23 protein-coding genes are annotated in these 26,068 nt (G+C 59.8%); 13 read left to right on the top strand and 10 right to left on the bottom strand.

What is annotated here, in order from left to right:
• Positions 1 to 5: 5 nt before the first annotated feature.
• From sdhA to sdhC, 3 genes are read right to left on the bottom strand one after another with little or no spacing between them, the layout of a single operon-like run.
• Entirely contained in the window at positions 6 to 1,778 is a 1,773-nt protein-coding gene (gene sdhA, locus E4T63_RS08315) for a succinate dehydrogenase flavoprotein subunit (RefSeq protein WP_007962857.1), read from the bottom strand.
• A gap of 3 nt (positions 1,779 to 1,781) precedes the next feature.
• Positions 1,782 to 2,150: a succinate dehydrogenase, hydrophobic membrane anchor protein gene (gene sdhD / locus E4T63_RS08310; protein WP_003222999.1), complete on the bottom strand. Its 369-nt coding sequence runs from the start codon at positions 2,148 to 2,150 to the stop codon at positions 1,782 to 1,784.
• Positions 2,144 to 2,518, bottom strand: coding sequence for a succinate dehydrogenase, cytochrome b556 subunit (sdhC, locus tag E4T63_RS08305; protein ID WP_016773673.1), 375 nt, complete (start codon positions 2,516 to 2,518; stop codon positions 2,144 to 2,146). The genes sdhD and sdhC overlap by 7 nt, the downstream gene beginning before the upstream one ends.
• A 363-nt stretch (positions 2,519 to 2,881) precedes the next feature.
• Here sdhC and gltA point away from each other — a divergent pair, with 363 nt between their 5' ends.
• Positions 2,882 to 4,171: a citrate synthase gene (gene gltA / locus E4T63_RS08300; protein ID WP_003222994.1), complete on the top strand. Its 1,290-nt coding sequence runs from the start codon at positions 2,882 to 2,884 to the stop codon at positions 4,169 to 4,171.
• 1,035 nt (positions 4,172 to 5,206) lie between these two features.
• On the opposite strand, the gene E4T63_RS08295 is transcribed toward gltA, so the two are convergent.
• The 3 genes from E4T63_RS08295 to E4T63_RS08280 all read right to left on the bottom strand — a co-directional run bounded on the left by E4T63_RS08295 (position 5,207) and on the right by E4T63_RS08280 (position 8,333).
• Entirely contained in the window at positions 5,207 to 6,865 is a 1,659-nt protein-coding gene (locus tag E4T63_RS08295; protein ID WP_135295241.1) for a cation acetate symporter, read from the bottom strand.
• On the bottom strand, positions 6,862 to 7,173 hold the full coding sequence (locus tag E4T63_RS08290) for a DUF485 domain-containing protein (RefSeq protein ID WP_027613950.1): 312 nt from the start codon (positions 7,171 to 7,173) through the stop codon (positions 6,862 to 6,864). Before E4T63_RS08290 ends, E4T63_RS08295 begins: the two co-directional genes overlap by 4 nt.
• Positions 7,174 to 7,481: 308 nt before the next feature.
• Complete coding sequence (locus E4T63_RS08280; RefSeq protein ID WP_003222989.1) at positions 7,482 to 8,333, bottom strand: glycine betaine ABC transporter substrate-binding protein; 852 nt, start codon at positions 8,331 to 8,333, stop codon at positions 7,482 to 7,484.
• Positions 8,334 to 8,620: 287 nt separating this feature from the next.
• Between E4T63_RS08280 and E4T63_RS08270 the strand changes: the two genes are divergently transcribed.
• The gene (locus E4T63_RS08270) at positions 8,621 to 10,216 is read left to right on the top strand and encodes a beta (1-6) glucans synthase (protein WP_135295239.1); all 1,596 of its coding nucleotides are present in this window, start codon (positions 8,621 to 8,623) and stop codon (positions 10,214 to 10,216) included.
• Positions 10,217 to 10,331: 115 nt separating this feature from the next.
• Here the strand turns inward: E4T63_RS08270 and E4T63_RS08265 are convergent, their stop codons facing one another.
• Positions 10,332 to 10,700 carry a hypothetical protein gene (locus E4T63_RS08265; RefSeq protein WP_134785772.1) on the bottom strand — a complete coding sequence of 123 codons (369 nt, stop codon included), beginning with the start codon at positions 10,698 to 10,700 and terminating at the stop codon, positions 10,332 to 10,334.
• Positions 10,701 to 10,923: 223 nt separating this feature from the next.
• Between E4T63_RS08265 and E4T63_RS08260 the strand changes: the two genes are divergently transcribed.
• Positions 10,924 to 12,222, top strand: a complete 1,299-nt coding sequence (locus E4T63_RS08260; RefSeq protein ID WP_027613946.1) for a serine/threonine protein kinase — start codon at positions 10,924 to 10,926, stop codon at positions 12,220 to 12,222.
• Positions 12,215 to 13,003 carry an MlaA family lipoprotein gene (locus E4T63_RS08255; RefSeq protein WP_007969640.1) on the top strand — a complete coding sequence of 263 codons (789 nt, stop codon included), beginning with the start codon at positions 12,215 to 12,217 and terminating at the stop codon, positions 13,001 to 13,003. Before E4T63_RS08260 ends, E4T63_RS08255 begins: the two co-directional genes overlap by 8 nt.
• Positions 13,004 to 13,179: 176 nt before the next feature.
• On the opposite strand, the gene E4T63_RS08250 is transcribed toward E4T63_RS08255, so the two are convergent.
• Positions 13,180 to 14,094: a DUF808 domain-containing protein gene (locus E4T63_RS08250; RefSeq protein WP_097090118.1), complete on the bottom strand. Its 915-nt coding sequence runs from the start codon at positions 14,092 to 14,094 to the stop codon at positions 13,180 to 13,182.
• A 134-nt stretch (positions 14,095 to 14,228) separates the two neighbouring features.
• On the opposite strand from E4T63_RS08250, the gene E4T63_RS08245 reads away from it, so the two are divergent.
• The gene (locus tag E4T63_RS08245; RefSeq protein ID WP_034151540.1) at positions 14,229 to 14,837 is read left to right on the top strand and encodes a TetR/AcrR family transcriptional regulator; all 609 of its coding nucleotides are present in this window, start codon (positions 14,229 to 14,231) and stop codon (positions 14,835 to 14,837) included.
• A gap of 100 nt (positions 14,838 to 14,937) precedes the next feature.
• Here E4T63_RS08245 and E4T63_RS08240 read toward each other — a convergent pair whose 3' ends face one another.
• Positions 14,938 to 15,396, bottom strand: a complete 459-nt coding sequence (locus tag E4T63_RS08240) for an REP-associated tyrosine transposase (RefSeq protein ID WP_098968488.1) — start codon at positions 15,394 to 15,396, stop codon at positions 14,938 to 14,940.
• Positions 15,397 to 15,607: 211 nt separating this feature from the next.
• Positions 15,608 to 16,048, bottom strand: a complete 441-nt coding sequence (locus tag E4T63_RS08235; RefSeq protein WP_027613943.1) for a GlcG/HbpS family heme-binding protein — start codon at positions 16,046 to 16,048, stop codon at positions 15,608 to 15,610.
• Between the two features lie 268 nt (positions 16,049 to 16,316).
• Here E4T63_RS08235 and gcl point away from each other — a divergent pair, with 268 nt between their 5' ends.
• The 8 genes from gcl (at position 16,317) to E4T63_RS08195 (ending at position 26,018) form a co-directional block, all read left to right on the top strand.
• Positions 16,317 to 18,092, top strand: coding sequence for a glyoxylate carboligase (gcl, locus tag E4T63_RS08230; protein WP_096796234.1), 1,776 nt, complete (start codon positions 16,317 to 16,319; stop codon positions 18,090 to 18,092).
• A 189-nt stretch (positions 18,093 to 18,281) separates the two neighbouring features.
• Positions 18,282 to 19,064 carry a hydroxypyruvate isomerase gene (gene hyi, locus E4T63_RS08225; protein ID WP_095050211.1) on the top strand — a complete coding sequence of 261 codons (783 nt, stop codon included), beginning with the start codon at positions 18,282 to 18,284 and terminating at the stop codon, positions 19,062 to 19,064.
• Positions 19,065 to 19,225: 161 nt separating this feature from the next.
• A complete protein-coding gene (locus E4T63_RS08220; RefSeq protein ID WP_003222962.1) occupies positions 19,226 to 20,119 on the top strand; it encodes a 2-hydroxy-3-oxopropionate reductase in 894 nt (297 codons plus the stop codon).
• A 148-nt stretch (positions 20,120 to 20,267) separates the two neighbouring features.
• Complete coding sequence (locus E4T63_RS08215) at positions 20,268 to 21,542, top strand: glycerate kinase type-2 family protein (protein WP_096796236.1); 1,275 nt, start codon at positions 20,268 to 20,270, stop codon at positions 21,540 to 21,542.
• Positions 21,539 to 22,954, top strand: coding sequence for a pyruvate kinase (gene pyk / locus E4T63_RS08210; RefSeq protein WP_135295238.1), 1,416 nt, complete (start codon positions 21,539 to 21,541; stop codon positions 22,952 to 22,954). Before E4T63_RS08215 ends, pyk begins: the two co-directional genes overlap by 4 nt.
• A gap of 199 nt (positions 22,955 to 23,153) precedes the next feature.
• Positions 23,154 to 24,068 carry an urea transporter gene (locus E4T63_RS08205; protein ID WP_135295237.1) on the top strand — a complete coding sequence of 305 codons (915 nt, stop codon included), beginning with the start codon at positions 23,154 to 23,156 and terminating at the stop codon, positions 24,066 to 24,068.
• A 21-nt stretch (positions 24,069 to 24,089) separates the two neighbouring features.
• Positions 24,090 to 24,914 (top strand): ion transporter, encoded by an 825-nt coding sequence (locus E4T63_RS08200; protein WP_095667160.1) that lies wholly within the window; start codon positions 24,090 to 24,092, stop codon positions 24,912 to 24,914.
• Between the two features lie 105 nt (positions 24,915 to 25,019).
• Positions 25,020 to 26,018: a sulfate ABC transporter substrate-binding protein gene (locus E4T63_RS08195; RefSeq protein WP_027613937.1), complete on the top strand. Its 999-nt coding sequence runs from the start codon at positions 25,020 to 25,022 to the stop codon at positions 26,016 to 26,018.
• Positions 26,019 to 26,068 lie beyond the last annotated feature (50 nt).

Below are 26,068 nucleotides of genomic sequence, written 5' to 3'. Positions count from 1 at the left end.
CACCCTTAATAAGTCCGGACTTTAGGTTCGAAAGTCGGAACAGTCTTCGGCGAGAAGTTTACGGCACGCTTGGCGACGCGTTTCTCACCCGGGAAGTACAGGGTGTGGCACAGCCAGTTTTCGTCGTCACGGTCTTCGAAGTCTTCACGGGCGTGAGCGCCGCGGGACTCTTTACGTACTTCGGCCGCGATGGCGGTAGCTTCAGCCACTTCCAGCAGGTTTTGCAGTTCCAGAGCTTCGATACGCGCGGTGTTGAACGCTTGCGACTTGTCGTTGATCTTCACGTTGGCGATGCGCTTGCGCAGATCGGCCAGCTGAGCGATACCCTTCTGCATGTATTCGCCAGTGCGGAATACACCGAAGTAGTTCTGCATGCAGCTTTGCAGCTCGCGACGCAGGGTAGCCACGTCTTCGCCATCGGTACGGCCGTTCAGCGCGTTCAAACGCGACAGGGCAGCTTCGATGTCGGCTTCGGTAGCGTCGTCGTATTCGATGCCGTCGGTCAGCGCCTTTTCCAGGTGCAGGCCGGCAGCGCGGCCGAATACCACCAGGTCGAGCAGCGAGTTGCCGCCCAGACGGTTGGCACCGTGTACCGATACGCAAGCCACTTCACCTACCGCGAACAGACCAGGAATGATCTGATCCACGCCTTCGGCGTTCTGGGTGATCGCCTGACCATGAATGTTGGTGGCAACGCCGCCCATCATGTAGTGGCAGGTCGGAACAACCGGAACCGGAGCAACCACCGGGTCAACGTGGGCGAAAGTCTTCGACAGTTCGCAGATGCCTGGCAGACGGCTGTGCAGCACTTCCTCGCCCAGGTGGTCGAGTTTGAGCATTACGTGGTCGCCATTCGGACCGCAACCGTTGCCGGCGATGATTTCTTTAACCATCGAGCGGGCAACCACGTCACGACCCGCGAGGTCTTTCGCGTTCGGAGCATAACGCTCCATGAAACGCTCGCCGTGCTTGTTGATCAGGTAACCACCTTCACCACGGCAACCTTCGGTCACCAGTACACCGGCGCCAGCGATGCCGGTCGGGTGGAACTGCCACATTTCGATGTCTTGTACCGGCACGCCAGCACGCAGCGCCATGCCAACGCCGTCACCGGTGTTGATCAGGGCGTTGGTGGTGGAGGCGTAGATACGGCCAGCACCGCCAGTAGCCAGTACGGTGGCCTTGGCGCGAATGTACGAAGTTTCGCCGGTTTCGATGCAGATCGCGATCACACCGACAAACTCGCCTTCCTGGTTTTTTACCAGATCAACAGCGTAGTACTCGTTCAGGAACGTGGTGCCGGCTTTCAGGTTGCCCTGATAAAGGGTGTGCAGCAGTGCGTGACCGGTACGGTCGGACGCTGCGCAAGTACGGGCAGCCTGACCGCCTTTACCGTAGTCCTTGGACTGACCACCGAACGGACGCTGGTAGATACGGCCTTGCTCGGTACGCGAGAACGGCAGACCCATGTGGTCCAGCTCGAAAACGGCAGCCGGGCCTTCCTGACACATGTATTCGATAGCGTCCTGGTCACCGATGTAGTCGGAACCCTTGACGGTATCGTACATGTGCCAGCGCCAGTCATCGTTCGGGTCAGCGGACGCGATCGCGCAGGTGATGCCGCCCTGGGCGGATACAGTGTGCGAACGGGTCGGGAAAACCTTGGTGATCACCGCAGTCTTGTGACCGCCCTGCGCCAGCTGCAGCGCAGCGCGCATGCCGGCACCGCCACCACCAATAATGATGGCGTCGAAAGAAATCGTTGGAATGTTAGCCATGACTCAGATACCCCAGAGAATCTGCACACCCCAGACGAAGTAAGCGAACATCGCAACGCCGCATACTGCCTGGAAAAGGAAACGTATAGCCGTCGCGGACTTGCCGAACGCCATTGGCGTCAGGTAGTCAGTCGCGATGGTCCACATGCCGACCCAGGCGTGAGCGCCGAGAGCAACAAGGGCCAGGAGGCTGAAAATACGCATCCCGTTGTGGGCGAACAGTTCATGCCACTGGGCGTACTCGAGGCCTGGGTGGGCCACGACGTATCCGATCAGAAAAATGAAGTAAGCCGCGAGAACGACCGCCGACACACGTTGCGCCATCCAGTCATAGAGGCCCGAACGCGAGAGGTTCGTGACGTTAGTTACCATATCCAGACTCCTGCCAGAACGATTACCACCACGGAAACGGCGATAACGATTTTCGAGCCCAGCTTGCCGCCTTCCAGCGTCTCACCGATGCCCATGTCCATGATCAAATGGCGCACACCGGCAACCAGGTGATACAGCAGAGCGGACAGGATGCCCCAAATCACTAGCTTGGCTAGCGGACTGGTCAGACACGCTTTCACCTGACCGAAGCCTTCCTCGGAGCTCAGCGACTTGTCCAATGCGTAAAGCATGATGGCAAGGCACACGAAGAGGATGACACCGGAGATACGGTGAAGAATGGACGTGTAAGCAGTGACTGGGAGTTTGATGGTCCTTAGGTCTAGGTTTACAGGTCGTTGGCTTTTCACGGCTTTTTTTTCACACTGAAGAGCCCCTAACAATCAGGGCAAAGTTGTTGGGGAGTGCACTGGTCAGGTAACCACCACCCAGGGATGCGACCCCCAATGAAAGCAAGCCCAAAAGCCCTTGGCGGTCGGTGGCCGAGTATAGACAGTTAGGCTACTAATGACAACGCAATCACCTACCCCAAATAGCTGATTGCACAAGTCGTATAAAAGGCGTAAATGGCAGTCAATTTCGAGGAAAAAGTGCGCTTAAAGCCTTCTGGAGCAAGACTTTAGGCAAATTGACATTCGAATTTATCTCACTATAGTGGTGCGGGCCCTGCGTGGGGGGTCTGTCTGATGGTTCAAGCATAAATAGGAGGCCACATGGCTGACAAAAAAGCGCAGTTGATCATCGAGGGCGCAGCCCCCGTCGAGCTGCCCATTTTAACCGGCACCGTTGGTCCCGATGTAATCGATGTTCGGGGCCTGACGGCCACGGGCCGCTTCACTTTCGACCCGGGTTTCATGTCGACCGCCTCGTGCGAATCGAAGATCACCTATATCGACGGCGACAACGGCATTCTGTTGCACCGCGGCTACCCGATCGAACAGCTGGCTGAAAAGTCGGACTACCTGGAAACCTGCTACCTGCTGCTCAACGGCGAATTGCCGACTGCAGAACAGAAGGCCCAGTTCGTCAGCACCGTGAAAAACCACACCATGGTTCACGAGCAGCTGAAAACCTTCTTCAACGGCTTCCGTCGCGACGCCCATCCGATGGCCGTCATGTGCGGCGTAGTCGGCGCCCTCTCGGCCTTCTACCACGACTCCCTGGACATCAATAACCCGCAGCATCGCGAAATCTCCGCGATCCGTCTGGTTGCCAAGATGCCGACCCTGGCAGCGATGGTTTACAAGTACTCCATGGGCCAACCCATGATGTACCCGCGCAACGACCTGACGTACGCGGAAAACTTCCTGCACATGATGTTCAACACCCCGTGCGAGATCAAACCGATCAGCCCGGTACTCGCCAAGGCCATGGACCGGATCTTCATCCTCCACGCCGACCACGAGCAGAACGCATCGACGTCCACCGTGCGCCTGGCAGGTTCCTCGGGTGCCAACCCGTTCGCCTGTATCGCCGCCGGTATCGCCGCACTGTGGGGCCCTGCCCACGGCGGTGCGAACGAAGCCGTTCTGACCATGCTTGACGAGATTGGCGATGTGTCCAACATCGACAAGTTCATCGCCAAGGCCAAGGACAAGAACGATCCGTTCAAACTGATGGGCTTCGGTCACCGCGTTTACAAGAACCGCGACCCTCGCGCGACTGTCATGAAGCAGACCTGCGACGAAGTACTGAAGGAACTGGGCATCAACAACGATCCGCAACTCGAACTGGCCATGCGCCTGGAAGAGATCGCGCTGACCGACCCGTACTTCATCGAGCGCTCGCTGTACCCGAACGTCGACTTCTACTCGGGGATCATCCTCAAGGCGATCGGCATTCCAACCAGCATGTTCACCGTGATCTTCGCTCTGGCGCGTACTGTGGGCTGGATCTCGCACTGGAAAGAAATGCTCTCCAGCCCGTACAAGATTGGCCGTCCGCGCCAGTTGTACACTGGCTACGAGTCGCGTGATATCACCAAGCTGGAAGACCGCAAATAAGGCTTGTCTTGCGATAACGTCTTGAAGTTGTATCGGGAACGGCCTCTTATATAGAGGCCGTTTTTGTTTGTCTGGTCGCAGCGGCCTGTGGGCCGACTGGGTTTTGGGGTTTTGGGTATATATCCGTTGCTGCGGTAACGGCCTCCTATGGTTTCGCTCTTACAGCGAGTCACCTTTTCCAAACGCCGAAAAGGTAACCCAAAAGGCTTTGCCCCGGCGTACGGCACTTCGCTGAGGCTCAGTATTCCCTCGCTACGGTGTCCATCCGGGGGCATCGCCTCCGGTTTGCTTCGCTGCACCTCCTCTCGATGTATGCGGCTACGCCGCATGGCGCTGCGCGCCTACCCCCCGGATGGACACCTACGCTCGGCCTGCCGAAGGGGCAAAAGATCAAAAGCCAAAGCCAGATCAAAAACCAGATCAAGAGCCCCTCACCCTAGCCCTCTCCCGGAGGGAGAGGGGACTGATCGCGGTGCTTGGGAGAGTTACGCCGACGTGAAACACCCAGTCGAACTCAGGTTCTGAAAGGCTCAAAAATCGGCTCCCTCTCCCTTGGGAGAGGGCTGGGGTGAGGGGTAGATCCAACACAGAACACAAGCCGACCGCATGCTTTTCCACCACTCAACACAATGAGCGTTAGCTCGAGTACCGCTTTTGATCTGAGGGCCCGTCGGCAGGCTGAGTGGAGGGATTGATCCGGGGGTGGGAGCGCAGCGACCGTTTGGCGCAGCCAAACACAGCGAGAGGAGGTGCAGCGAAGCAAACCGTAGGCGCTGCCCCCCGGATGAATCCCGCAGCGAAGGAACCCGAGCCTAAGCGAGGGCCGAACGTCAGGGCATAGACCTTTTGGTTACTTTTGGGGCGTTTGCCAAAAGTGACCCGCCGTAAGGGCGGAACCCTAAGTGGCCGTTACCGCAGCAACGGATATGTACTCGATAACCACCAAACACCAAGGCCCGAGTCCGATAACCGCCCACAAAAAAAATGCCCCGATCTCTCAACCAGGGCATTTCACTCAAACCACGTAACCAGAACTTAGTGCGAGACCGCCCCGCTCGCCCCAAGGCCAGTCTGTGAACGCACAAACTGCGGGAAGAACAGCGCCCGCTCGTTCTCGGCTGCTGCGGACTTGTCGGTAATCGAGAAGAACCAGATCCCGATGAACGCGATCACCATCGAGAACAGCGCCGGGTACTCGTAAGGGAAGATCGCCTTCTCATGATGCAGAATCTGCACCCAGATGGTCGGGCCAAGGATCATCAGCCCCACCGCACTCACCAGCCCCAGCCAGCCACCGACCATCGCGCCGCGGGTGGTCAGTTTCTTCCAGTACATCGAAAGCAACAGCACCGGGAAGTTGCAGCTCGCCGCGATGGAGAACGCCAGGCCGACCATGAACGCGATGTTCTGGCTCTCGAACAGGATGCCCAGACCGATCGCCAGCACACCCAGGGCGATGGTGGTGATCTTCGACACACGAATCTCATCCTTGTCGTTGGCCTTGCCCTTCTTGATCACGCTGGCATACAGGTCGTGCGATACCGCCGAAGCACCGGCCAGGGTCAGACCCGCCACCACCGCCAGAATGGTCGCGAACGCCACCGCCGAGATGAAGCCGAGGAAGATGCTGCCACCCACCGCGTCAGCCAGGTGCACCGCCGCCATGTTGTTGCCGCCGAGCAGAGCGCCCGCCGCATCCTTGAAGGCCGGGTTGGTGCTGACCAGCAGGATCGCGCCGAAGCCGATGATGAAGGTCAGGATGTAGAAGTAACCAATGAAGCCGGTGGCGTACAGCACGCTCTTGCGGGCTTCTTTGGCGTCACTCACGGTGAAGAAGCGCATCAGGATGTGCGGCAGACCAGCGGTACCGAACATCAGGGCCAGACCGAGGGAGAACGCCGAAATCGGATCTTTCACCAAACCGCCCGGGCTCATGATCGCTTCACCTTTCGGGTGAACCTTGATCGCTTCGGAGAACAGCATGTTGAAGTCGAAGTTGACGTGCTTCATCACCATCAGCGCCATGAACGAGGCACCGGACAGCAACAGCACCGCCTTGATGATCTGCACCCAGGTGGTCGCCAGCATGCCGCCGAACAGCACGTACATGCACATCAGGATACCGACCAGAATCACCGCGACGTAGTAGTCGAGACCGAACAGCAGCTGGATCAGCTTGCCGGCACCAACCATTTGCGCGATCAGGTAGAACGCCACCACTACCAGCGAGCCGCAGGCAGACAGGGTGCGGATCTGGGTTTGCCCGAGGCGGTAGGACGCCACGTCGGCAAAGGTGTATTTACCCAGATTACGCAGGCGCTCGGCGATCAGGAACAGAATGATCGGCCAGCCCACCAGGAAGCCGATCGAATAGATCAGGCCATCGTAGCCGGAGGTGAACACCAGCGCGGAAATCCCCAGGAAGGACGCCGCCGACATGTAGTCACCGGCAATCGCCAGACCGTTCTGGAACCCGGTGATCTTGCCGCCCGCCGCATAGTAGTCGGCGGCCGACTTGTTGCGCTTGGACGCCCAGTAGGTGATGCACAGGGTGGCGCCGACGAACACCACGAACATGGCGATCGCGGAAACGTTGAGCGGTTGTTTGTGGACTTCGCCGGTCAAGGCGTCAGCGGCCCAGACGGCTGGAGCGAACGCTGCGATGCTCAAAAAAGCCAGTAGACGCCGGATCATTGCTGAGCCTCCTTGAGAATCGCATTGTTCAGGTCGTCAAACTCGCCATTGGCGCGCCGTACGTAGATCGCGGTCAGGATGAAGGCCGAGACAATCAGGCCGACACCAATCGGAATACCCCAGGTAATCGACGACCCGGGACTGAGTTTCGCCCCGAGCACTTGCGGCCCGTATGCGATCAGCAGGATGAATCCGGAGTACAGCCCGAGCATGATCGCCGAGAGTATCCAGGCGAATTTTTCTCTTTTTCGCACCAGCTCCTTGAAGCGCGGGCTGTTTTGAATCGAGAGGTAAATGCTGTCGTTCATTGTTTTTATCCTCGCAGCACAGATTATTGTTGGAACGTATCCACTGTATGCGGCTGCGGAACGGGTTCCAGACGACCTTAGTATTAGAACGACATGACGTTTTCGCCAATTTTCGGACGCTAATTAGCCGAAAGAGTTGGAAAGAGGCTTTGAAACAGCCGTAAACCCTGCCAGAGAGGGTGCACAAGAAACAAATGTGGGAGCGGGCTTGCTCGCGAAGGCGTCGTGTCAGCCAACATTTCTGTCAACTGTTACACCGCTTTCGCGAGCAAGCTCGCTCCCACAGGGGTCAGGCGTTGTTGGTACTTTTATTTGGTCCAGTCAGCCACGCGATCCGGGTGCTTGGCGACCCAATCCTTGGCTGCCGCTTCTGGCTTGGCGCCGTCCTGGATGGCCAGCATGACTTCGCCGATCTCGTCTTTCGACGCCCACTGGAAGTTTTTCAGGAACTTGGCGACTTCAGGCGCTTTGGCATCCAGCTCTTTGCTGCCGATGCTGTTCACGGTTTCAGCCGCGCCGTACACGCCTTTCGGGTCGTCGAGGAAGCGCAGTTTCCACTTGGCGAACATCCAGTGCGGCACCCAACCGGTGACCGCAATCGACTCGTTCTTTTTCTCGGCGCGGGTCAGCTCGGCAATCATGCCGGCGCCGGAACTGGCCTTGAGCGTATATTTGTCCAGGCCGTAATCCTTGATCGCCTGATCGGTTTTGAGCATTACGCCTGAACCGGCGTCGATGCCGACGATGCGGTTCTTGAAGCTGTCATCGGTCTTGAGGTCTTCGATCGATTTCGCTTTGACGTACTCCGGCACGATCAGGCCGATTTTCGCATCCTTGAAGTTCGGGCCGTAATCCACGACCAGATCCTTGTTCTTCGCCCAGTATTCGCCGTGGGTGACCGGCAGCCAGGCCGAAAGCATCGCATCGAGTTTGCCGGTGGCCACGCCCTGCCACATGATCCCGGTGGCGACGGCTTGCAACTTCACGTCGTAGCCGAGTTTCTGCTTGATCACCTCGGCCGCCACATGGGTGGTCGCGACGCTGTCGGACCAGCCGTCAACGTAACCGATGTTCAGGGTCTGTTTTTCAGCGCTGGCGAATGTGGAACTCATCGCAAGCACCAGAGCGGCACCTGCGCCTAAAAGTCGTCGCATCTTCATCGTTTACTTCCCCGAAATGCTGCGCCCAACGGATGCCGGGCATCGTCAACGTATTGTTATGGTGCACAGCGCCCCCATCACGCCTGACCGCAAACTCGCTTGAACGCCAGTGGAGTGCTGACGCTTTCGATCATCGGCCTGACGCCCGCAGCGACCTGCTCTGTCAGCGACCTCAATACACCGAGAAACGACATCAGAAGGCCATTAATCGCCTCCGAATAAATGGCGCCAGACAATCCGCCCGAACTTTGCATGGGCAAATCATGCAGGCCACCAACCGCTGAAAAATGCAGGTAACATGCGTCGCTTTGCAGCCACTCGGCCTGACCATGTCCGCGACTTCCCGCTTTCCCTTTCTTCCTTACCTCTTCGCCTGCCTGCTCGGCCTGTTTGCCCTCGGTGGCTTCTGGTACGGCCTCGGCAAACCGGTGATCCTGCCGGACGCCGCGACCCCGACGCACAAGTTGCAATGCGCCTCCTACACGCCGTTCGACAAGGATCAGTCGCCGTTCGACGTACCGTTCAAACTGCGCCCGGAGCGTATGGACGCCGACCTCGCCCTGCTGGCGACGCGCTTCGAGTGCATCCGCACCTATTCGATGACCGGCCTCGAAGCGCTGCCGGAACTGGCGCGCAAACACGGTTTGAAGCTGATGATCGGCGCCTGGGTCAACAGCAACCCGGTGGACACCGAAAAAGAGGTCGACCAGTTGATCGCCTCGGCCAACGCCAACCCGGATGTGGTCAGCGCGGTGATCGTCGGCAACGAAGCCTTGCTGCGCAAGGAAGTCACCGGCGCGCAACTGGCCAGACTGATCAACAAGGTCAAAAGCCAGGTCAAGCAACCGGTCACCTATGCCGATGTCTGGGAGTTCTGGCTCAAGCACCCGGAAGTCGCGCCGGCGGTGGATTTCCTGACCATTCACCTGTTGCCGTACTGGGAAGACGATCCGTCGAACATCGACGTCGCGCTGCAACATGTGGCGGATGTGCGTCAGGTGTTCGGCAACAAGTTCGCGCCCAAGGACGTGATGATCGGCGAAACCGGTTGGCCCAGCGAAGGTCGCCAGCGCGAGACCGCCCTGCCGAGCCGGGTCAACGAGGCCAAGTTCATTCGCGGTTTTGTCGCGATGGCCGAGAAGGAAGGCTGGCATTACAACCTGATCGAAGCCTTCGACCAGCCATGGAAACGGGGCAGCGAAGGTGCGGTCGGCGGTTACTGGGGCCTGTTCGACGCCGATCGCCAGGACAAGGGCGTGCTCGCCGGGCCAGTGACCAATGTGCCGTACTGGAAGGAATGGCTGGGCGTCGGTGGGCTGATTTTCCTCGGCACGCTGCTGCTCGGCGGCCGGGTTCGCACCACGCAATCGGCGTTGGTTCTGCCCCTGCTTGCGGCAGTTGCAGCCTGCTCTATCGGCGCCTGGGGCGATCTGGCGCGAGTGACCACGCGGTTTGCCAGCGAATGGCTGTGGGTCGGCTTGCTGACGGTCTTGAATCTGTTAGTGCTGGCCCATGCCGCGCTGAGCCTGAGCGCCCGCCAGGGTTGGCGTGAACGCGTCTTCAATCGGCTCGAGCGCCGTGCCGGCTGGCTGGTGGCGCTGGCCGGCTTTGCGGCGGCGGTGATGATGCTGGAGATGGTGTTCGACGCGCGTTATCGCAGTTTCGCCAGCATGGCGTTCATCCTGCCGGCGCTGGTTTTCGTGTGCCGTCCGGTCAGCGTGCCACGCCGGGAAATCGCCCTGCTGACCTTTATCATCGGCGCCGGCATTGCGCCGCAGCTGTATGAAGAAGGATTGTTGAATCAGCAGGCGTGGGGCTGGGCGCTGGTCAGTGGTTTGATGGTGGCGGCACTTTGGCGCTGCCTGCGGGTTCGCAAAGGCTGATCTCCCGAGGCCAGTCTGGCCCGTTCGCGAGCAAGCCCGCTCCCACATTTGATTGCATTCCAACTGAAGGAACTCGATTAAATGTGGGAGCGGGCTTGCTCGCGAAGGCTGACTATCAGGCGCTACGGGATTCCCGGACCAACCGCAACCCGGCAATCACCAGCGCAAACACCGCCAGCGTCGTGTTGTACAACGCCAGCGCCGGCAACCCGAACACCAGCGCCAGCACCGCCAGCCACCACCCTGCCCGCCCGGGCAACACAAAACCCAGCAGCGCCGCACCCAGCGCGGTCCAGCCCAACACCTTGAAGTGGATCATCAGCCCCAGGTTCGAACGCACCGAGCATTCCCAACGGCTCGCTTCATCGACGCAGATGCCAACCCACTGTCCGTCCTCCATGAAGCCATAACGCGCGCCATAACTGGCGGCCAGCCACAGCGGCAACAGCACGAGCAACAGAATCACGGGCAAGCGGCGGGACATGAATCTCTCCAATCAACGAAATCGGCGGCCAGCTTAATCTGCCCGCACGCATTGGCAAGCACTAACAACTGTTAACTGGTCATCCGCGCCTTGCAAAGTGTATCGTCCAGCTACTATTACTCCGAATTCTGCCTGTTTGGTGCCGAGGCATGGCACTTTGGCGCAAGCCCGGTGGTCATAGCCTGCGAACTTCATTCGGCACCTTCCTTTAAGGGATCCAGTCATGCTCCGTTCCTTGCGCTTCGCCGCGCTGTTCAGCGGCCTTATTCTGAGTGCGTCCGCACTGGCGGTGGATATCGATGCCGCCAGTTATGGCTATCCCCTGACCAACCCGTTCGAGGCGACCATCGCCACCACGCCACCGGACCTGCGCCCGGAGTTGCCGTCGAACGACGAGATCAATCAGTCCGACCACAGCATCACCCTGCGCCCGGAACGGGCCTTCATCCTCCCGGACAATTTCTGGGCGGTGAAAAAACTCACCTACCGCATCGCCGAGCAGGACAAACCGGCGCCGCTGATCTTCCTGATCGCCGGCACCGGTGCGCGCTATGACAGCACGCTCAACGAATACCTGAAGAAGCTCTACTACAAGGCCGGCTACCACGTCGTGCAGTTGTCGTCGCCCACCAGCTTCGACTTCATCAGCGCCGCTTCACGCTTCGCCACCCCGGGCATCACCAAGGAAGACGCCGAAGACATGTACCGGGTGATGCAGGCCGTACGCGCGCAGCATCCGAAACTGCCGGTCACCGAGTACTACCTCAGCGGCTACAGCCTCGGCGCGCTGGATGCCGCGTTCGTCGCACACCTGGACGAGACCCGACGCAGCTTCAACTTCAAGAAAGTCCTGCTGCTCAACCCGCCGGTCAACCTCTACACCTCGATCAGCAACCTCGACAAGCTGGTACAGACCGAGGTGAAGGGCATCAACAACAGCACCACCTTCTATGAACTGGTGCTGAACAAGCTGACCCGCTACTTCCAGCAGAAAGGCTACATCGACCTCAATGACGCCCTGCTCTACGACTTCCAGCAGTCGAAGCAGCACCTGACCAACGAACAGATGGCGATGCTGATCGGCACTTCGTTCCGTTTCTCGGCGGCCGACATTGCCTTCACCTCCGACCTGATCAACCGTCGTGGCCTGATCACCCCGCCGAAATTCCCGATCACCGAAGGCACCAGCCTCACGCCGTTCCTCAAGCGTGCGCTGCAATGCGACTTCGACTGCTACCTGACCGAACAAGTGATTCCGATGTGGCGCGCGCGCACTGACGGCGGCAGCCTGCTGCAACTGATCGATCAGGTCAGCCTGTACGCACTCAAGGATTACCTGCACGACAGCCCGAAAATCGCCGTCATGCACAATGCTGATGACGTGATCCTCGGCCCTGGCGACCTCGGTTTCCTGCGCAAGACCTTTGGCGATCGCCTGACCGTTTACCCACTGGGCGGCCATTGCGGCAACCTTAACTACCGCGTCAACAGCGACGCCATGCTGGAGTTTTTCCGTGGCTAAATATCTCCTGCTGATTGCAGCGCTCCTCAGTGCAGGCGTGGCCCAGGCCGACAACAGCAAAGCCAACGCGCCGGTGGTGGTCGACAGCGATGGCTTCAAGGAGCCGCTGTCCAAACTCAAGTTCAACCCGGGTCTGGACCAGCGTGAGTTCGAGCGCTCGACGCTCAACGCACTCAACGTCTATGACCCGCTGGAGTCGTGGAACCGCCGCGTCTACCACTTCAACTACCGCTTCGACCAATGGGTGTTCCTGCCGGTGGTCGACGGCTATCGCTACGTGACGCCAAGCTTCCTGCGCACCGGGGTGAGCAACTTCTTCAACAACCTTGGCGACGTGCCGAACTTGGTCAACAGCCTGCTGCAGTTCAAGGGCAAGCGCTCGATGGAAACCACCGCGCGCCTGTTGCTCAACACCACTATCGGCATTGCCGGTCTGTGGGACCCGGCCACTGCCATGGGCCTGCCGCGCCAGAGCGAAGACTTCGGTCAGACCCTGGGCTTCTACGGCGTACCGGGCGGTGCCTACTTCGTGTTGCCGATCCTCGGCCCGTCGAACATTCGCGACACCGCCGGCCTCGCCGTGGACTACACCGCCGAATCGGCAATCAACTACCTGAATGTGTCGGAAGTCAGCTCCAACCACCCGGAAATCTGGGCCCTGCGCGCGGTCGACAAGCGCTACCAGACCAACTTCCGCTACGGCCAGATGAACTCGCCGTTCGAGTACGAGAAAGTGCGTTACGTCTACACCGAGTCGCGCAAGTTGCAGATTGCCGAGTAACCTCAGCGACAACAAAAAAGGGCCATTCGATGCGAGTCGAATGGCCCTTTTTCATGGCACAACCTGGATCAAACTGTGGGAGCGGGCTTGCTCGCGAATGCGGTGAATCAGCCAGCATATTCTTCGACTGACCCACCGCATTCGCGAGCAAGCCCGCTCCCACAAAGGTGATGTGTTTATCCTTTGATCGTGCGCCAGATTTTACCGACCACCGAAACCACCGCCAGCACTGCCGCGCCCGCGATGATCCCCGCTACGCCATTGAGCAGCACAGGGACTGCGAACCCGGCGCTACCGGCCGCCACACCGACACTTTCAATCCAGTGATGCACCACGGGAATGCCGTGGGTGAGAATGCCGCCACCGACGAGGAACATTGCCGCCGTGCCGATCACCGACAGGCCTTTCATCATGTACGGGGCGGCGCGCAGGATTGCATTGCCGATGTTTTTTGCTGCCGCACCCGATTTCTGGGTCAGCCACAGGCCCAGATCGTCGAGTTTGACGATGCCGGCCACCAGGCCATAAACCCCCACGGTCATGACGATGGCGATGCCCGACATGACGATCACTTGCTGGGTCAGCGAAGCGTCGGCCACGGTGCCAAGTGTGATGGCGATGATTTCCGCCGAGAGGATGAAGTCAGTGCGGATCGCGCCTTTGATCTTGTCCTTCTCGTAAGCCACCAGATCGGTGGTCGGCTCGGCCACCGCCGCGCTCAATTGCGCGTGGTCGGCATCATCTTCGGCCTTGCTGTGCAGGAACTTGTGCGCGAGCTTCTCGAAACCTTCGAAACACAGGTACGCGCCGCCGACCATCAACAGCGGCGTCACCAGCCACGGCACGAACGCACTGATCGCCAGGGCCGAGGGCACCAGGATCAGCTTGTTGAGAAACGAGCCCTTGGCGACCGCCCAGACCACCGGAATTTCCCGCTCGGCGCGCACGCCGGAGACTTGCTGGGCATTGAGCGCCAAGTCATCGCCGAGTACGCCGGCGGTCTTCTTCGCGGCCATTTTGCTCATCAACGCCACATCATCCAGAACGGTGGCAATATCGTCGATCAGCACCAGCAAACTGCTTCCTGCCATGAATCTTGTTTCCTTATGTGAATAATGCCGCGCAGCATACCGCGACTGCGGGCCACACGGGGCATTCTTGAGCCATGCGCGAGGCCGGTGCTACCATGCGCAACCGCCAGAACAGGCAAGGAACCACCGGGTTTATGAGCACAATCCGCGAGCGCAACAAAGAACTGATCCTGCGTGCCGCCAGTGAGGAATTTGCCGACAAGGGCTTCGCTGCGACCAAAACCAGCGACATCGCCGCCAAGGCAGGATTGCCCAAGCCCAACGTTTATTACTACTTCAAATCCAAGGAAAACCTCTACCGCGAGGTCCTGGAAAGCATCATCGTGCCGATCCTGCAGGCTTCGACCCCGTTCAACCCGGACGGCGTACCGAGCGAAGTGCTCAGCGGCTACATCCGCTCGAAGATCCGCATCTCCCGCGACCTGCCCTTCGCCTCCAAAGTGTTCGCCAGCGAAATCATGCACGGCGCCCCGCACCTGAGCGCCGACCTGGTCGAGCAGCTCAACAGCCAGGCCAAGCACAACATCGACTGCATCCAGAGCTGGATCGACCGCGGCCAGATCGCCCCGATCGACCCCAATCACCTGATGTTCAGCATCTGGGCCGCGACCCAGACCTACGCCGACTTCGACTGGCAGATCTCTGCAGTGACCGGCAAGGACAAGCTGGACGAGGCGGATTACGAGGCTGCGGCGCAAACGATTATCCGGTTGGTGTTGAAAGGGTGTGAGCCGGATCAGTAAGACCGCGCTGACGCCATCGCGAGCAGGCTCACTCCTACAGGGGAATGCATTCCAAATGTAGGAGTGAGCCTGCTCGCGATCGAGGCGACACGGTTTCGGCTCAAACCCAAATCGCATCCCACAGCGGATAGTCTCCAAGCCTCTCCACCAGTCCAGCCCGCAATGGGTTGGCGACGACATACCTTGCCATCTTCACTAAATCCTCCTCCCGCCGCAGTGCCCGGTCATGAAACCCTCTTTGCCAGAGGCCAACATTTCTACCGGTAGCCTGATTCACCGCTTTGGTACTTAGCGACTTGGTCTTTTGCATCAGTTCGCTCAAAGACCCGCTCTGCAATTCGATTAACCAATGAAAATGATCTGGCATTACCACCCACGCCAGTGAGTTCGCCAAGCCGAGATCTTGTGCACGCCGAAATTGATGAACCACCAATCGGCCCAAAGCAAAATCGGCAAAGATCGGTTTGCGATCAAGAGTGTTGGTCGTCAGTAGGTAGATTCGATTGGGCTCGGCATAGCGACCGGCTCGCAATCGGTGTGCAGCGGGTAGATCAGGCATTCCTTTGCCTCCCATGATCAGCTCATGAGAAGACTAGTTCTGCGTGCTCAAGTTGATGGGACAGACTCTTGGCTGGATGTTTCTGGGAGAGAGCTATCGCGAGCAGGCTCACTCCTACAGGGGTTTGTGGTGTTCAGACATTTTGTGTCCAACCAGGATCCCTTGTAGGAGTGAGCCTGCTCGCGATAGCGGTTAATCAATCAACGCAGATTCAAGCAGCCACCCCCGCATCCGCCCTCAAATCCAGCGCCTCTACCGCTTTGATCGCCACCTGCTCATCAATATCCGACAGATCGCCGCTAATCCCAATCGCCCCCAGCACATTCCCCGCCTGATCACGGATCAACACCCCGCCCGGGGCCGGGACGACGCTGCCCTGGCCCATGCTGTTGAGTGCGGCGATGAAGGCCGGGCGTTGTTGGGCGTCCAGCGCCAGCAGGCGTGAGCCCTTGCCCAGGGCGATGGCGCCCCAGGCTTTGCCGATGGCGATGTTCGGGCGCAGCAGGCTGGCGCCGTCTTCGCGTTGCAGGGTGATCAGGTGGCCGCCGGTATCGAGTACCGCGATGGTCAGCGGCGCGGCGTTGATCCCGCGCCCGGTGCTGATGGCTTCGTTGACCAGGTTGACTGCGACTTTCAAGGTTAAAGCGCTCATGGTGCCGTCCTCATTTTGTTATTGGGAAAGTCGTGGGGCTGCGCTTAAGTGCCGCAGCCCGATGCCACAAATAGAACACAATGAATTATTTTTTTGTATACAATAATTCTCGAAAGGCGCCACATGCGACGAAAAGCCACAGCAAAACCGGCTTCCGACAAATGAAACAGACGCTTGAGAAAATGGATTGACCTGCGCCGTCCGCCGTGAATACACTCTGCGCAAAGCCACTTGTATACAATTACAAAACGTAAAGAGGCACAAAACCATGAGCAAAATGAGAGCAATCGAAGCCGCCGTTCTGGTGATGCGCCGTGAAGGGGTTGATACCGCTTTTGGCATTCCGGGTGCTGCGATCAACCCGCTGTACTCCGCCCTGCAGAAAGTCGGTGGCATCGATCACGTCCTCGCTCGCCACGTCGAAGGCGCGTCACACATGGCCGAGGGTTACACCCGCACCAAGGCCGGCAACATCGGCGTGTGCATCGGTACGTCCGGCCCTGCCGGTACCGACATGGTCACCGGGCTCTACAGCGCCTCGGCCGACTCGATTCCGATCCTCTGCATTACCGGCCAGGCACCCCGCGCCCGTATGCACAAGGAAGACTTCCAGGCGGTCGACATCACCAGCATCGTCAAGCCTGTCACCAAGTGGGCGACCACGGTTCTGGAGCCGGGCCAGGTGCCTTACGCGTTCCAGAAAGCCTTCTACGAAATGCGCTCCGGTCGTCCAGGCCCGGTGCTGATCGACCTGCCGTTCGACGTGCAGATGGCTGAAATCGAATTCGACATCGATGCCTACCAGCCGCTGCCGCTGGCCAAGCCAACCGCGACCCGCGTTCAGGTCGAAAAGGCTCTGGCGCTGCTGGATCAGGCCGAGCGTCCATTGCTGGTGGCCGGTGGCGGCATCATCAACGCCGACGCCAGCGATCTGCTGGTGGAGTTCGCCGAGCTGACCGGTATTCCGGTGATCCCGACCCTGATGGGCTGGGGCACCATTCCCGATGATCACCCGCTGATGGTCGGCATGGTCGGTCTGCAGACGTCGCACCGTTACGGCAACGCCACGCTGCTGAAATCCGACGTGGTACTGGGTATCGGTAACCGTTGGGCCAACCGCCACACCGGTTCGGTGGATGTCTACACCGAAGGCCGCAAGTTCATTCACGTCGACATCGAAGGCACGCAGATCGGCCGCGTGTTCACTCCGGATCTGGGCATCGTCTCCGACGCCGCTGCCGCGCTGACCGTGTTCATCGAAGTCGCCCGTGAATGGCAAGCCGCCGGCAAGCTGAAAAACCGTAGCGCCTGGCTGCAGGATTGCCAGCAGCGCAAGGCCAGCCTGCACCGCAAGACTCACTTCGACAACGTGCCGGTCAAGCCGCAGCGCGTATACGAAGAGATGAACCAGGTGTTCGGCAAAGACACCTGCTACGTCAGCACCATTGGTCTGTCGCAGATTGCCGGCGCGCAGTTCCTGCACGTCTACAAGCCGCGTCACTGGATCAACTGCGGTCAGGCCGGCCCGTTGGGCTGGACCATTCCGGCGGCGCTGGGCGTGGTCAAGGCCGATCCGAGCCGGAAAGTCGTGGCCCTGTCGGGGGACTATGACTTCCAGTTCATGATCGAGGAGCTGGCGGTCGGCGCTCAGTTCAAACTGCCTTACATCCACGTTGTGGTGAACAACTCGTACCTGGGGCTGATCCGTCAGGCCCAGCGCGGGTTCGAAATGGACTACTGCGTGCAGCTATCCTTCGATAACCTGAACGCGCCGGAACTCAACGGTTACGGTGTCGACCACATCGCAGTCGCCGAAGGCCTCGGCTGTAAAGCCCTGCGGGTGTTCGAACCATCGGAAATCGCCCCTGCCCTGCGCAAGGCCGAACAGATGATCGAAGAGTTCAAGGTACCGGTGATTGTCGAGATCATCCTGGAGCGTGTGACCAACATCTCCATGGGGACCGAGATCAACGCCGTCAACGAATTCGAAGACCTGGCACTGGTCGGCAACGACGCGCCAACGGCGATTTCGTTGCTCGACTGAACGTAACTGGCTCCCTCTCCCTCCGGGAGAGGGCTGGGGTGAGGGAGCGATTTTGTGTCGTTCGGGGAATTTGGGGCCAACCCTGATTCCCCCCTCACCCTAACCCTCTCCCTAACCCTCTCCCCCTGGAGAGGGGACTGATTGGGTTTAGTCTGACCACCCGCGTCAAAACCGTTTTAGGAGACCACCATGCCGCGTTTCGCTGCCAACCTGTCCATGCTGTTCACCGAACAGGATTTCCTTGCCCGTTTCGACGCCGCCGCCAAGGCCGGTTTCAGTGGTGTGGAATACCTGTTCCCGTACGACTTCAGCTCTGCCGAAATCAAGGCCAGGCTCGATGCCAACGGTCTGACCCAAGTGCTGTTCAACCTGCCGGCCGGCGACTGGGCCAAGGGCGAGCGCGGTATCGCGTGTCTGCCGGATCGGGTTGAAGAGTTCCGCGCCGGGGTCGATCTGGCGATTGCCTACGCGCAAGTGCTGGGCAACACCCAGGTCAACTGCCTGGCCGGTATCCGTCCGCAAGGCGTGGACGATGCCACCGTGGAAAAAACCTTCGTCGCCAACCTCAAATATGCAGCCGACAAGCTGCAGGCGGCGGGCATCAAACTGGTGATGGAAGCGATCAACACCCGCGACATCCCGGGCTTTTACCTGAACAACACGGCGCAAGCCCTGTCGATTCGCGAGCAGGTCGGCAGCGCCAATCTGTTTCTGCAATACGACATCTATCACATGCAAATCATGGAAGGCGATCTGGCCCGTACCCTGCAATCGCACCTGGGCGAGATCAACCACGTGCAGCTCGCGGACAACCCGGGGCGCAACGAGCCGGGCACCGGTGAGATCAACTACCGCTTCCTGTTCGAACACCTGGATCGCATTGGTTATCAGGGATGGGTGGGTTGCGAATACAAGCCGCTGACCACCACTGAAGCAGGCCTCGGCTGGCTGAAAACCCACAACGCCATTTAAGAACACTGCAAAACCCTTGTGGGAGCGGGCTTGCTCGCGAATGCGGTGGTTCAGTCAACACGGATATTGAATGTTCCACCGCATTCGCGAGCAAGCCCGCTCCCACCCAAAGCAACACCCCCTATTTCGCTTGAGCAAGACAAAAACAAGAGGATTTTCTCATGGCTAAAATCGGATTTATCGGCACCGGCATCATGGGCCACCCAATGGCTTCGAACCTGCAGAAAGCCGGTCACAGCCTGTTCCTGTCGGCGCACCACGACGCCGCTCCGGCCGATCTGGTCGCCGCTGGCGCCGTCGCCCTGGCCAACCCGCGCGAAGTGGCGCAGGAAGCCGAATTCATCATCGTCATGGTGCCGGATACCCCGCAGGTCGACGACGTGCTGTTCCGCGCCGACGGCGTTGCTGCCGGCATCGGCAAAGGCAAAGTGGTGATCGACATGAGCTCGATCTCGCCGACCGCCACCAAGGCCTTCGCCAAGAAGATCAACGAAAAAGGCGCGCAATACCTCGACGCCCCGGTATCCGGTGGTGAAGTCGGCGCCAAGGCTGCGACCCTGAGCATCATGGTCGGTGGCGACGCCGATGCCTTCGAACGCGCCCTGCCGCTGTTCCAGGCCATGGGCAAGAACATCACCCTGGTCGGCGGCAATGGTGACGGTCAGACCGCCAAAGTGGCGAACCAGATCATCGTCGCGCTGAACATTCAGGCCGTGGCTGAAGCCCTGCTGTTCGCTTCGAAAAACGGTGCTGATCCGGCCAAGGTGCGTGAAGCGCTGATGGGCGGTTTCGCTTCGTCGAAGATCCTCGAAGTGCACGGCGAGCGCATGATCAAAGGCACCTTCGATCCGGGCTTCCGCATCAGCCTGCACCAGAAGGACCTGAACCTGGCCCTGCAAGGTGCCAAGGAACTGAACATCAACCTGCCGAACACCGCCAACGCCCAGCAAGTGTTCAGCACCTGCGCGGCGATCGGTGGCAGCAACTGGGACCACTCGGCGCTGATCAAGGGTCTGGAACACATGGCCAACTTCTCGATTCGCGACAAAAAATAAGCCTTCATCAAACCTGTAGGAGTGAGCCTGCTCGCGATGAATTCATCTCGGTGTACCTGATACACCGCGCCGCCTGAATCGCGAGCAGGCTCACTCCTACAAAGATCCGAGTTGCCCTTTCGAATAACAAGAATTCCGGGAGCCCGCCATGTCGGTCGATCCGCAACAACTGCTGCGCGAGCTGTTTGCCACAGCCATCGACGCGGCCCATCCGAACCAAGTCCTCGAAGCCCATCTGCCTGCCGATCGCACGGGTCGGGTGATCGTCATCGGTGCCGGCAAAGCCGCAGCTGCCATGGCCCAGGTGGTCGAGCGCTGCTGGCAGGGTGAAGTATCCGGTCTGGTGGTGACCCGTTACGGTCACGGCGCTCCGTGCGAAAAAATCGAAGTGGTCGAAGCCGCGCATCCGGTACCGGACGCTGCCGGTCTGGCCGTGGCCAAACGCGTGCTGGAACTGGTCAGCAATCTGACTGAAGACGACCGCGTGATCTTCCTGCTCTCCGGCGGCGGTTCAGCCCTGCTCGCGCTGCCAGCCGAAGGCATCACCCTGGCCGACAAGCAGTCGATCAACAAAGCCCTGCTCAAATCCGGCGCGACCATCGGCGAGATGAACTGCGTGCGCAAGCACCTCTCGGCGATCAAGGGCGGCCGCCTCGGCAAGGCTTGCTGGCCTGCCACCGTCTACACCTACGCAATTTCCGATGTACCGGGCGACCTCGCCACGGTGATCGCTTCCGGCCCGACCGTGGCCGACCCGAGCACTTCGGCCGAAGCGCTGGCGATCCTCAAGCGCTACAACATTGAAGTCCCGGCGACGGTGCGCAACTGGCTGCAAAGCCCGGAATCGGAAACGGTCAAACCCGGTGATCCGAGCCTCGCTCGCAGCCATTTCCAGTTGATCGCCCGCCCGCAGCAATCGCTGGATGCAGCGGCAGTGAAATGCCGCCAGGCCGGTTTCAGCACGCTGATCCTTGGCGACCTCGAAGGTGAATCCCGCGAAGTGGCGAAGGTCCACGCCGGCATCGCCCGGCAGATCATCAATCACGGGCAGCCACTGGCAGCGCCGTGCGTGATTCTGTCCGGCGGCGAAACTACCGTGACCGTGCGCGGCAATGGCCGTGGCGGACGCAACGCCGAATTCCTCCTGAGCCTGACCGACAGCCTCAAGGGCCAGCCCGGCGTTTATGCGCTGGCCGGTGACACCGACGGCATCGACGGCTCGGAAGACAACGCCGGCGCGATCATGACCCCGGACAGCTACGCCCGCGCCGCCGCTCTGGGCCTGAGCGCCAGCGACGAGCTGGATAACAACAACGGTTACGGCTACTTCGAGGCGCTCGATGCGCTGATCGTCACCGAGCCGACCCGCACCAACGTCAACGACTTCCGCGCCATCCTGATCCTTGAGAACTGCAAATCATGACGCCTGATAAAAAGGTCAAAATCCTCGCCACCCTCGGGCCTGCCGTCGATGGCATCGAAGATATCCGTGAACTGGTCGAGGCCGGGGTCAACATCTTCCGCCTGAACTTCAGCCACGGCGATCACGCCGACCACGCCAAGCGTTATCAGTGGATCCGCGAAGTCGAGCGCCAGCTCAACTACCCGCTGGGCATCCTGATGGACCTGCAAGGGCCGAAACTGCGCGTCGGCAAGTTCGCCGACGGCAAGGTGCAGCTGCATCGCGGTCAGGCGTTCCGCCTCGATCTGGACGCGACACCCGGCGATGAACGCCGAGTGAACCTGCCGCATCCGGAGATCATCGCCGCGCTCGAAGCAGGCATGGATCTGCTGCTGGATGACGGCAAACTGCGCCTGCGCGTGGTCAGCAAATACTCCGACGCGATCGACACCACCGTGCTCAACGGCGGCGAACTGTCCGACCGCAAAGGGGTGAACGTGCCGCAAGCGGTACTTGAACTGAGCCCGCTGACCGCCAAGGATCGCCGCGACCTGAGCTTCGGCCTGGAACTGGGCGTGGACTGGGTGGCGCTGTCGTTCGTGCAGCGTCCGCAAGACATCCTCGAAGCACGCGAACTGATCGGCGACAAAGCGTTCCTGATGGCGAAAATCGAGAAGCCGTCGGCGGTTGAACAACTGCGCGAAATCGCCGAGCTGAGCGACGCGATCATGGTCGCTCGCGGCGATCTCGGTGTCGAAGTGCCGGCGGAAAGCGTGCCGCAGATCCAGAAAAACATCATCACAACCTGCCGTGAACTCGGCAAACCGGTGGTGGTGGCGACGCAGATGCTCGAATCGATGCGCTTCTCCCCGGCACCGACCCGTGCTGAAGTCACTGACGTGGCCAACGCTGTGGCTGAAGGCGCGGATGCAGTGATGCTCTCGGCCGAAACCGCGTCCGGCGAATACCCGCTGGAAGCGGTGCAGATGATGAGCAAGATCATTCGTCAGGTTGAGAACGGTCCGGACTATCAGACTCAACTCGACGTCAGCCGACCGAAAGCCGAGGCGACGGTGTCCGATGCGATCAGTTGCGCGATCCGCCGCATCAGCAACGTGCTGCCGGTGGCGGTGCTGGTCAACTACAGCGAATCGGGCGCCTCGACATTACGTGCGGCGCGGGAGCGGCCGAAAGCGCCGATCCTCAACCTGACGCCGAACCTGCAGACCGCGCGGCGTTTGAGCGTGGCGTGGGGCATTCACTCGGTGGTCAACGATCGCCTGCGTCAGGTCGATGAAGTGTGTTCGACCGCGCTGGAAATCGCCCAGGCGCAAGGCATGGCCGAGCGTGGCGATACGTTGCTGATCACTGCCGGGGTGCCGTTCGGGCAGCCGGGATCGACTAACTCACTGCGGATCGAAACATTGATCTGACGATTGCGACTGAACCCTGTGGTGAGGGGATTCATCCCCGATTGACTGCGCAGCAGTCACCGCTTTCAAGAGAGTGACGGTTTTCACAGAAAAACCGCACTCCCCGATTGGGGGCCGCTTCGCAGCCCATCGGGGATAAATCCCCTCACCACAGGTAAGCAAGACCTTTTGATTTTCCAACTGCCCAGATTTTTTCAACATGCCTGCCAATCATTTCAACACCCACTGCCCCGACTGGGCCGAGGCTTTGCTCAACGGTTTCAGTCAGATATTCCTTCAGCGCCACCCGCTATGCGGCCTGTTGTGCCTGCTGGCGATCCTGCTCACTGCGCCGGTGCTGTTTGCCGGCGCGCTGCTCGGGGCGGTCGCTGGATTGCTCACTGCACAGCGACGTAACTATGCCAAGGCTGATCGTCAGGCCGGTTTGTTCAGCTACAACGGCGTGCTGCTCGGCTTGTTACTGAGTCTGTATTTCCCCTGGTCACCGCTGCTGCCGCCGCTGATTCTGGCGGCTGGCGGCGTCAGTGCGATGCTCACTCAGCAATGGCTCAAACACGTTTACCGCAGTCGATCGATACCGGCCTACACCTCGCCATTCGTGGCCATCGGCTGGATCCTGTTGCTGTTCGCCGAGCCATCCGCGCCGACGGCGCACATCGAGATGAACACGCTGAACCTGCTCGCCGCAGGACTGCGTGGATTGGGTCAGGTGATGTTCCTCGAGCATCCGCTGGCCGGCGCATTGATCGGCATCGGCTTGTTGATCGCTGATCGCCGCGCCTTTTGCTGGGCATTGTTCGCGTCAGCCATCGGCCTTGCGTCCAGTCTGTTGCACCACGAAACCGGCGCGGCATTGCTGGGACTGGGCAGTTACAACGCGGTACTCGCCGCCCTCGCCTTCAGTGCGCAGCGCCAGCAACCGTGGCTGCCGCTGCTGGGCATCGTCCTTGCGCTGCTGGTCACCCCGCTGTTCGCCGCTCTCGGTCTGGCGATGCTGACCGCGCCGTTCATCCTCGCCGGCTGGCTGATCCGCGCCGGGATCCAGATGCTCGGTAAAGCGGCCGTCGACGCCACGCCTTGCGCACAGGGGGACAATCAACCTAGGCTGCGCTGATCTTCAATTCAGGCGTTATCCATGGACAGCAGCAACAGTTGGCGCGAACGGCTTTACGTGATGATTTTCCAGAGCGACACCCTCGCCGGGCGGCGCTTCGACGGCACCTTGCTGTTGATCATCCTTGCCAGCCTGGTGGTGGTGATGCTCGACAGCATCGACAGCATTCACCAGAACTACGCCGATGTGCTGGCCTACATCGAGTGGGGTTTCACCGTCATTTTTCTCGGTGAATACATCCTGCGCCTGTATTGCTCACCGAAACCGTTGCGCTACGCTTTCAGCTTCTACGGACTGGTGGATCTGCTGGCGATCGTGCCCGGAATTCTGGCGCTGTATTACAGCGATGCGCAGTACCTGCTGATCATCCGCATCATCCGGATGCTGCGGATCTTCCGCGTGCTCAAGCTCAGCCCGTACCTCAAGCAAGCCAACTATCTGATGTCGGCGCTGCGCGGCAGCAAGCAGAAGATCGTGGTGTTTCTGGTCAGCGTCTGCACCCTGGTGACGGTGTTCGGCACCCTGATGTACGTGATCGAAGGCCCGGAACATGGCTTCACCAGCATCCCCAAAGGCATCTATTGGGCTATTGTGACGTTGACCACCGTCGGCTTCGGCGACATCGTGCCGAAGACCCCGCTGGGCCAGGTGATTTCGTCGCTGGTGATGATCACCGGTTACTCGATCATCGCCGTGCCCACCGGGATTTTCACGGCGGAACTGGCCAACGCCATGCGCGGCGAACAGCTGCAACATGACTGCCCGGTGTGCAAGAAAAACAGCCATGAACAGAACGCAGCATTTTGCTCGCGGTGCGGCAGTCAGCTGTTTAAGAAAGTGGAATAAGCACAGAGCTTTTTAATCTTTAAACGACTATGCCAGCCCGGCTATAGTCGCTGGCAAAACGGTATCACCCCCGACCGTTATCACCGACACAACAAGGAATGCGCAGTGAAAAAACTCTTTGGCGCCTCACTTCTCGCCGCCGGTCTTGCCTTTGGCAGCGTGGCTCAAGCCGCACCGACCCTGCTCAACGTCTCCTATGACGTGATGCGCGATTTCTACAAGGATTACAACACTGCGTTCCAGAAACACTGGCAGGCCGAGCACAACGAAAACATCACCGTGCAAATGTCCTTCGGCGGTTCGAGCAAGCAGGCGCGTTCGGTGATCGACGGCCTGCCGGCTGACGTCATCACCATGAACATGGCGACCGACATCAACGCCCTCGCCGACAACGGCAAACTGGTGCCGGAAAACTGGGTCAGCCGCCTGCCGAACAACAGCGCACCGTTCACCTCGGCCACCGTGTTCATCGTCCGCAAAGGCAACCCGAAAGCCCTGAAAGACTGGCCGGACCTGCTCAAGGACGGCGTGCAAGTGATCGTGCCGAACCCGAAAACTTCGGGCAACGGCCGCTACACCTACCTCTCGGCCTGGGGCTACGTGCTGAAAAATGGCGGTGACGAGAACAAGGCCAAGGACTTCGTCGGCAAACTGTTCAAGCAAGCGCCAGTGCTCGATACCGGTGGCCGCGCCGCGACCACCACGTTCATGACCAACCAGATCGGCGACGTGCTGGTCACCTTCGAGAACGAAGCCGAGATGATCGCTCGCGAGTTCGGTCGCGATCAGTTCGAGGTGATCTACCCAAGCGTCTCCGCCGAGGCCGAACCACCGGTGTCGGTGGTCGACAAAGTGGTCGACAAAAAAGGCACCCGCGCCGCCGCCGATGAATACCTGAAATACCTGTGGTCGCCGGAAGGTCAGGAAATCGCCGCCGCCAACTACCTGCGTCCACGGGACCCGGCAGTGCTGGCGAAGTACACCGACCGTTTCCCGAAAGTCGATTTCCTGTCGGTGGAGAAAACCTTCGGCGACTGGCGTTCGGTGCAGAAGACCCACTTCAATGATGGCGGGATCTTTGATCAGATCTATACCGGCCAGTAAGGCTTGAGCAAAACGAAAAAGGCGACCTGAAAAGGTCGCCTTGCTCCTAA

It is taken from the genome of Pseudomonas fluorescens (assembly GCF_004683905.1).
GTDB lineage: Bacteria > Pseudomonadota > Gammaproteobacteria > Pseudomonadales > Pseudomonadaceae > Aquipseudomonas > Aquipseudomonas putida_A.
Note: the sequence above shows the minus strand (reverse complement) of the source record. Positions and strands in the feature narration are given on the sequence as shown.